The organism is Gordonia sp. NPDC003425, from assembly GCF_053588635.1.
Genome location: NZ_JBSFQI010000021.1, coordinates 54,413 through 61,922 on the forward strand (window position 1 = coordinate 54,413; position 7,510 = coordinate 61,922).

Below are 7,510 nucleotides of genomic sequence, written 5' to 3' on the forward strand. Positions count from 1 at the left end.
CCGGCCCGCAGATCATTGCTGATCATCCCGCACGCGGAAGCGGGCGATGGCGATCGACCCGACGAAGCTGACCAGCGACAACGCGACGATCGCGGGCACCACGGTGGTGTCGCGGCTGTACGCCGCCCACACCGCCAGACCGCACATCGCCAACGCGATCAGGGTGTCGAGTGCCACCACCCGGTCCAGCGTGCTCGGGCCCATCAGGATGCGCGTAGTGGTCAGTACGGCCGCGACGAGCAGGCACCCGGTGACGACGAACCACACCACCGTCATGAGTTCTCCTCCGCGGTGAGCGCGATGCGTTCGGTGACGCGAACGTGGTGATAGTTGTCGTCGATGCCGTGATACGGGCTCGGATGCCACTCGCTGTCACGCTCGAACGCCTTGATGAACATGCGCTCGACGAACTCGATCTGTTGGTAGAAGGAGCGGACCTTCTTCTCCGAGCGGACGTCGAAGACGTGCACGTAGAGCATGCGACGCAGATGGTCGATCTCGAGCACCATCGTCCCGGGTACGAGGTTGAGATAGTCCACGGCCAGGGTGAGCACCATGTCGGATTTGATGGCCACCCGCACCCGGATCACCGCGCCCATCGGCCGGTAGCCGGGTCGCAGCGCGGCCACCGCCACCTGCGCGCTGGACACGAAGAAGTCGATGACCAGGCGGGTGACGAGCCGGATCACCGACAAGGGGTGAATCCGGCCCTCCACCGGTACCCGCGGCAGCGGCAGCAGCAGCTGGATGGCGATGCCGAGCACCACGCCGGCGATGACGTTGGCCCACGAGAGCGTGCCCCACAGCAGCACCCACACGAAGGCGAGCCACGCGATGGTCCACAATCGCACCGCGACCTCACGCGAGTCGCTGCCGAGCCACGACGGGATACGCAGGTGCTCCCGCAACCAGACCAGCGCCTTGACGGTGTTCCAGAACAGGAACAGTAGCGACACCCGCCAGGCGTTGACGATGAATGAGCGCACCGGGCCCTTGCCGGGTGCGCGGACCGGGGTCGGCCGGGTGGGGCGAGGTGAGTCGTCGCTCATCGGTCACCACCTCCCAACACGGACTCGATGTACACGCCGCGGTCGGTGATGTCGGCGGCGGCGCGGTCGGTGAATCCGAGGATCGGGCCCGCCCAGAAGGTGAGTGCCAGGCCCGCGGCCACCATGATCACGGTCGGCACCACCATTGTCACCGGCATCCGGCCCACGTCCTCGCGGTCGTCGAAGGCGACGTCGGAGCGCTCGTCGATCAGCGCCGACGGAGTGCTGTCGGCAAGTGAGCCCTCGGGTGCGTCGGCCCGGGGCCGCCAGAACGCCTTGGTCCACACCCGCGCCATCACGTACAGCGTGAGCAGGCTGGTGATCACCGACCCGGCCACCAGAATCCAGGCCAGCACCGACCCGTCGGTGGCGCCCGCCTGGATCAGCGCCACCTTGCCGATGAACCCCGAGAACGGCGGGATACCGCCGAGGTTGAGTGCTGGAATCAGGAACAGCCCGGCCAGCAGCGGGCTGGCGATCAGACCACCGAGACGACGTAGCGACGCCGATCCGGCTTGCCGTTCGATCAGACCGACCACCAGGAACAACGTGGTCTGCACCAGGATGTGGTGGGCGACGTAGAAGATGGCCGCCGATGTGCCGATCACCGACGACAACGCGATGCCGAAGATCATGTACCCGATGTGAGATACCAGCGTGAACGAGAGCAGACGTTTGATGTCGGACTGTGCGATCGCACCCAGGATGCCGACGATCATCGTCACCAACCCGGCCACCATCAGCACGTTGTCCATCGAACCGCCGGGGAACAGCAGCGAGTGCGATCGGAGGATCGCGTAGACGCCCACCTTGGTGAGCAATCCGGCGAACACCGCGGTGACCGGTGCCGGCGCCGTGGGATAGGAGTCCGGCAGCCACGACGAGAGCGGGAACACCGCCGCCTTGATGCCGAACGCCACCAGCAGCACCGCGAACAACGCGTTGCGGGTGCCCTCGGGTACGTGGTCGAGGCGCAGCGACATCTCCGCGAGGTTGAGGGTGCCGGTGGTGGCGTAGGCGAACGCGATGCCGGACAAGAAGACCAGCGACGACACCATCGACACCATCACATAGGAGGCGCCCGCGCGGACCCGTTCGCGGCTCGCGCCGACGGTGAGCAGCACGAAGCTCGCCGACAGCAGGATCTCGAAGGACACGAAGAGGTTGAAGAGGTCGCCGGCGAGGAACGAGTTGCACACGCCGGCGCACAGGATCAGATAGCTCGGCAGGAAGATCGACACCGGCTGCTCGGACGTGCCGTCCCGGATACCCTGCCCGATCGCGTACAGCACCACGCACAGCAACACCGTGCTGGACACCACCAGCATCAGCGACGCGAGCTGATCGACGACCAGGGTGATACCGAGCGGACCGTTCGGGAAGCCCTTGGATCCCCATCCGCCGATGCGCACCGAAAAGGTGCCGTAGGTGTTGGTCAGGTAGAGCATCATCGCCGACGCGGCGAGCGCGGTCGAGATCGCCGACACGGTCACGATCCGCTGCAGCAGGGGACGTCGCCCACCGAGCAGGGTGACGGCGGCGCCGAGCAGCGGCACCAGGGTGGGCAGGACGATCAGGACGGGGATCCACGAGGGTTGCGGGATCATCGGTCACCGCCGGACTCGTCGGTCTCTTCGAGGCCGATCTCGTCGATCACCTCGTTGTCCGACGGCATCAGGTCGGTCTCGATCTTCATCCGGTGCACTTCGGCGTACTGTTCGGGGGTCAGCGGGTTCCCTTCGTCGTCGAAGAGGTCGCCCGCGCCGGTGTCGGCGCCGGTCAGCGGGTCGTCGCTGCGGTCGCGGTCGGGTGCGGTGCGCAGGTCGCCGTGGCGCAGCTTGCGGTCCTCGGTGTCGTCCTCGAGGTCGTCGTCGTCACGGTTGAGGACGAACAAGCGGTACACCAGGGCGAGGATGAACGCCGCCACGCCCATGGTGATGACGATGGCGGTGAGCACCATCGCCTGTGCCAGCGGGTCGGCGTCGTGCGGCCGGTTCTCCGATTCGCGGCCCAGGATCGGTGGATCGCCCATGGCCCCGGAGATCACCAGGATCATCAGGTTGATCGCGTTGCCGCACAGCAGCAGCCCCAGCAGCATGCGGATCAGGCTGCGTTCCATCAGGAGGTAGGCGCCGCACGCCGCGAGCACGCCCGCCACGATGAGCAGCCCCAGGTTCACGTTCACGAGCCCGCCTTTGCGCTCGTGGTCAGCACCGACCCGGCCGCCACGGGGTTCTCGACGTCCAGCCGCGCACCGAGGCTGCGCAGGATGTCGAGCACCAGGCCCACCACGATCAGGTAGATGCCCAGATCGAAGAACAGCGCGGTGACCAGTTTGATGTGGCCCAGCACCGGGACGGTGATGGTGAACACCGCCGAGGACAGCGCGGGCGCACCCAGGAACAGCGACGTGGCCGCGGTGCCCGCCGAGATCAGCAGACCCGCGCCGAGGAAGGTGCCCGGTTCCACCGGCAGCGCCTCGCCGAGTTCGTAGCGTCCGCCGGCGAGGTACCGCAGCACCAACGCGAGTCCCATGGTGAGACCGCCGGCGAAGCCGCCGCCGGGCGAGTTGTGACCCGCGTAGAAGAAGTACACCGACAGCACCACCATGGTCGGGAACACCAGTCGGGTGGTCACCTCCAACACCATCGAGCGGTGTCGGGGGTCGCGGAATTCGCTGCCGAGCAGCCACGTGGTGCGGTCGGGCGGGATCGGATCGTCGTCGTCGGAACCGTTGGCGATCGCGACGAGTCGCGCGGCGTCGGCCACCCGCGGCGCGGCGCCGAAGCGGCGGTTGCGGAACACCATCGACGCGACGCCGGTGGCCGCGACGATCAGCACGCTGACCTCGCCGAGGGTGTCCCAGGCGCGGATGTCGACGAGCAGCACGTTCACCGCGTTCGCCCCGTGGCCCCACTTGTAGGCGGCCTCCGGGATGTCGACGGCCAGCGGCTGTCCCGTGCGCGCCGCGGCGGCGAACAGGCCGACCACGACGAGCATCGTGCCGAACGCGATGCCGATGAGCGCACGTAACGGTTTGAAGCCGGTGGCGTGACGCGGTTCGGGTTCGGCGGGCAGCTTGCGGAGCACCAGAACGAAGATGACGAGCGTCAGCGTCTCCACCAGGAACTGGGTGAGCGCGAGGTCGGGGGCGCCGTACAACGCGAACAGCACGCCGCAGCCGTAGCCGGTGACCCCGACGACGAGGGTGGCCGCGAGCCGGTTGCGCAGGATCGGGGCGGCGATCGCGGCGGCCACCATGATGCCGCCGACCACCAGTTGTGTCGCGGAATCGAATCCCCGCGGGGTCAGCCGGTCGCGGGCGCCGAGGAACAGCACGATGATCGGGAACACGATCGTCGTCGACAGGATCACACCCTGCGTGATCGGCAGCGACCCGCGCTGGGTGTTGCGGGTGACCATCAGTGACAGGGTGTCGGCGCCGCGCAGGGTGGCGTCGTAGATGCGGTCGGCATTCAGCAGCGGCCGGTAGCGGAAGAGCAGGTCGCGCATCTGCCTGATCAGCACGAACAGCGCCGCGCCGCCGACGATCACGATGATCGAGAACACCACCGGAAGCCCGAAACCGTGCCACATGGCCAGGTGCTCGATGCTGTGTCCATAGGTGGGCAACGTTTCTGCGTAGGGCTCCACGGCGTCGCCGATCAGTGGGCTGGCGAACCCGGTCACCACGCCGAGGACCGCGAGGACGGCCGGCGACAGGTAGAACATCGCGCCGGGCGGATGCATCTGGGCCACCGCGCGGCTGGGCAGGTGGCGGACCTTTCGGCCGAAGGCACCCCACAGGAACCGGCAGGTGTAGGCGAAGGTGAGCACCGAGCCGAGTAGCAGCACGATGTCGACGGCGTGCGCCTGCCACGGCTGCAGCGACCCGGTGTCCCAGACCGACGCGAACGCGGTCTCCTTGCCGACGAAACCCATGGTGAACGGCAGACCCGCCATGCTGGCGCCGGCGAGCGCGGCGATGACGGCCAGCCACGGCAGCCGATGGCCGAGGCGGGCGAGTTTGCGGACGTCGCGGGTGCCGGTGGAGTGGTCGATGATGCCGACCACCATGAACAGCGACGCCTTGAACATGGCGTGCGCGAGCAGCATCGCGAGCGCGGCCATCGCGACGTTCGCGTCGCCCATGCCGAACAGCACCGCGAGAAAGCCGAGTTGGGAGACGGTGCCGAAGGCGAGGATCAGTTTGAGGTCGAGTTCGCGCAACGATCGCCAGCCGCCCAGCATCATCGTGAACGCACCGAGACCCACCACCATCACCTGCCAGCTGGTCAGCACCGCGAACGGCGGCGCCAGCCGGGCGATCAGATAGATGCCCGCCTTGACCATCGCGGCGGCGTGCAGGTACGCGCTGACCGGGGTGGGCGCGGCCATGGCGCCCGGCAGCCAGAAGTGGAACGGGACGATGGCCGATTTGCTGAGCGCGCCGACGAGCACCAGGATCACCGCGACGTCGAGGTAGATGCCGGCGTCGGGCGGGTTGGCCACCAGATCGGAGAGCAGGTAGCTGCCGCTGCGCTCGCCGAGCATGACGATGCCGACCAGCATCGCCAGGCCGCCCAGGGTGGTGACGAGTAGTGCCTGCGTCGCCGACCGTCGTGCTGTCGCGCGGATGCGATAGAACCCGACGAGCATGAACGACAAGACCGTCGTCAGTTCCCAGAACACGTAGAGCACCAGCATGTTGTCGCTGGTGACGAGCCCGAACATGGCGGCGGCGAAGGCGATCATCTCGCCGCCGAACACGGCGACCCGCGGGCGCGCGTCGTCGAAGTAGTGGGCGCAATAGCAGAGCACCAGCGCACCCACACCCAGGATCAGCACCGACATGATGGCCGAGAGGGTGTCCATGCGCAGGACGATGTCCATGTGCAGGGTCGGCGCCCAGCTCAGAGTTTCGACGTCGGCCGGTTGATGCGCGTCGGGCCAGTTCGCGATGACCCAGATCAGCCCGCCGAGAGGCGCGAGCGCCAGCACGTAGAAGCCCCGCGTACCGATCGCGCGGATGATCGCAGGTGCGATGAGCGCACAGACGACCAAGCCGGCCAACACAATCAGCAAGGGCACTCCGTCTTCGTGGTCCCGGCCTGTGTGTCCGGGCTTCTGCGTCCGGGTCTTCGGTCTCCGGCGGGGTGTCGTGGGCTCCTGGGCCCAGCCGCTACTTTACCGTTGCAACCATGTTGCGGTTCGTCGGCATCGTCGTCGCTGCGCTCGCGTGCGCGCTCCTCGTCGGTGGTTGCTCGTCGGATGAGCCCGACCAGATCAAGGGTGTGCCGCTGCCCGCCGACTTCCCGCGCGAGCAGGTGCCGCTGATCGATGGGACCGCGCTGAGCGCGCAGGGGGATCGCAAGTCGGGGTGGACGCTGACCATCCAGGCGCCCGCCACCGACACCAACGTTCTGGACAAGGCGGTGCGCACCCTGACCGACGCCGGGTACTCCGAGTCGCAGCGCACCAATGACGGCGGGCAGTCGGTGGTGGTGCTCTCCGCCGACAAGGACGCCACCACCTACTGGGTGCAGGTCGGGGTGTCGCCGGCCGCGGCGGCGGGAGCATCCGCCGTGTTCTACCAGGTCACCGCCGGTTGACCCGATTGGGTGCGGCCTGACCGCTCACAGGTAACCCGAAGGAGTCGGGCAGTACCGCACAAGCCGTCGTCGGCACTGTGGATCTCACCAGTCACATTGCCGAAAGTGAGCACTCCACGATGTCCGCACCCACCTCCCCGACGCCCGAACATCCCGACACCGGTGGTGTCACCGTCGCGGAGCCGCAGCAGAGCACCGAGCCGTATCCGAACCAGCAGCAGCCGTATCAGCCCGCACAGCCCTATCAGCCCGGGCCCGCCGGGTTCGGTCCGGTGTCGGCCAAAATCAAGAACGCCATCATCGCCGGCGGCATCGGGTTGGCCGTCGGATTCGGTCTGCTCGGGTTCGGTGCCGGCTATGTCGTCGGGCACGAGAACTCGTCCGGATCGCAGAACTCCTGGCAGCGTGGTCCCGGCATGAACGGCGGTCCGGGTATGAACGGCGGTCCGGGTATGAACAGCGGGCCGGGCATGAACGGGCAGCTGCCCGGCGGCTCGAACGGTCAGATGCCACAGATGCCGGGCATGGGTCAGAACGGCCAGACCCCGAACGGCCAGACCCCGCAGACCCCGAACGGCCAGACCCCGCAGGCCCCCACCCAGACCCAGCAGGCCCCCGCCCAAACCAGCTGAGTCGAGCGTGCCCAGAATCCCGTCGAGCGTGCCCAGAATCCCGTCGAGCGTGCCCAGAATCCGGTTGACCGGGCCCAAGTGGGCACGCTCGACGCCCAAGAGGGCACGCTCGACGCGCAAGTGGGCACGCTCGACGCGCAAGTGGGCACGCTCGACGCGCAAGTGGGCACGCTCGACGCGCAAGTGGGCACGCTCGACGCGCAAGTGGGCACGCTCG

Annotated in this window: 7 protein-coding genes; 2 read left to right on the forward strand and 5 right to left on the reverse strand. The window is 67.9% G+C overall.

All coding sequences use genetic code 11. The annotated features are described in order from the left end of the window. Positions 1-12 precede the first annotated feature (12 nt). Genes ACWDTD_RS19125 through ACWDTD_RS19145 form a run of 5 tightly spaced genes read right to left on the reverse strand, consistent with a single transcriptional unit; the run spans position 13 to position 6,134 of the window. A complete protein-coding gene (locus tag ACWDTD_RS19125; RefSeq protein WP_449748720.1) occupies positions 13-276 on the reverse strand; it encodes a monovalent cation/H+ antiporter complex subunit F in 264 nt (87 codons plus the stop codon). Beyond that, positions 273-1,049, reverse strand: a complete 777-nt coding sequence (locus ACWDTD_RS19130; protein WP_449748721.1) for a Na+/H+ antiporter subunit E — start codon at positions 1,047-1,049, stop codon at positions 273-275. The genes ACWDTD_RS19125 and ACWDTD_RS19130 overlap by 4 nt, the downstream gene beginning before the upstream one ends. Beyond that, entirely contained in the window at positions 1,046-2,656 is a 1,611-nt protein-coding gene (locus tag ACWDTD_RS19135; RefSeq protein WP_449748722.1) for a Na+/H+ antiporter subunit D, read from the reverse strand. The genes ACWDTD_RS19130 and ACWDTD_RS19135 overlap by 4 nt, the downstream gene beginning before the upstream one ends. Further along, on the reverse strand, positions 2,653-3,234 hold the full coding sequence (locus ACWDTD_RS19140; protein ID WP_449748723.1) for a Na(+)/H(+) antiporter subunit C: 582 nt from the start codon (positions 3,232-3,234) through the stop codon (positions 2,653-2,655). Before ACWDTD_RS19140 ends, ACWDTD_RS19135 begins: the two co-directional genes overlap by 4 nt. Continuing rightward, positions 3,231-6,134 (reverse strand): Na+/H+ antiporter subunit A, encoded by a 2,904-nt coding sequence (locus ACWDTD_RS19145; RefSeq protein ID WP_449748724.1) that lies wholly within the window; start codon positions 6,132-6,134, stop codon positions 3,231-3,233. The genes ACWDTD_RS19140 and ACWDTD_RS19145 overlap by 4 nt, the downstream gene beginning before the upstream one ends. Positions 6,135-6,250: 116 nt before the next feature. Here ACWDTD_RS19145 and ACWDTD_RS19150 point away from each other — a divergent pair, with 116 nt between their 5' ends. Continuing rightward, entirely contained in the window at positions 6,251-6,661 is a 411-nt protein-coding gene (locus ACWDTD_RS19150; protein WP_449748725.1) for a hypothetical protein, read from the forward strand. A gap of 119 nt (positions 6,662-6,780) precedes the next feature. After that, a complete protein-coding gene (locus ACWDTD_RS19155) occupies positions 6,781-7,293 on the forward strand; it encodes a hypothetical protein (RefSeq protein WP_449748726.1) in 513 nt (170 codons plus the stop codon). Positions 7,294-7,510: the final 217 nt, after the last annotated feature.

Excerpts from the sequence above, each read along its gene's own strand:
- ACWDTD_RS19130 (WP_449748721.1), bottom strand. The coding sequence starts at position 1,049 with ATGAGCGACGACTCACCTCGCCCCACCCGGCCGACCCCGGTCCGCGCA.
- ACWDTD_RS19125 (WP_449748720.1), bottom strand. The coding sequence starts at position 276 with ATGACGGTGGTGTGGTTCGTCGTCACCGGGTGCCTGCTCGTCGCGGCC.
- ACWDTD_RS19150 (WP_449748725.1), top strand. The coding sequence starts at position 6,251 with ATGTTGCGGTTCGTCGGCATCGTCGTCGCTGCGCTCGCGTGCGCGCTC.
- ACWDTD_RS19155 (WP_449748726.1), top strand. The coding sequence starts at position 6,781 with ATGTCCGCACCCACCTCCCCGACGCCCGAACATCCCGACACCGGTGGT.
- ACWDTD_RS19135 (WP_449748722.1), bottom strand. The coding sequence starts at position 2,656 with ATGATCCCGCAACCCTCGTGGATCCCCGTCCTGATCGTCCTGCCCACC.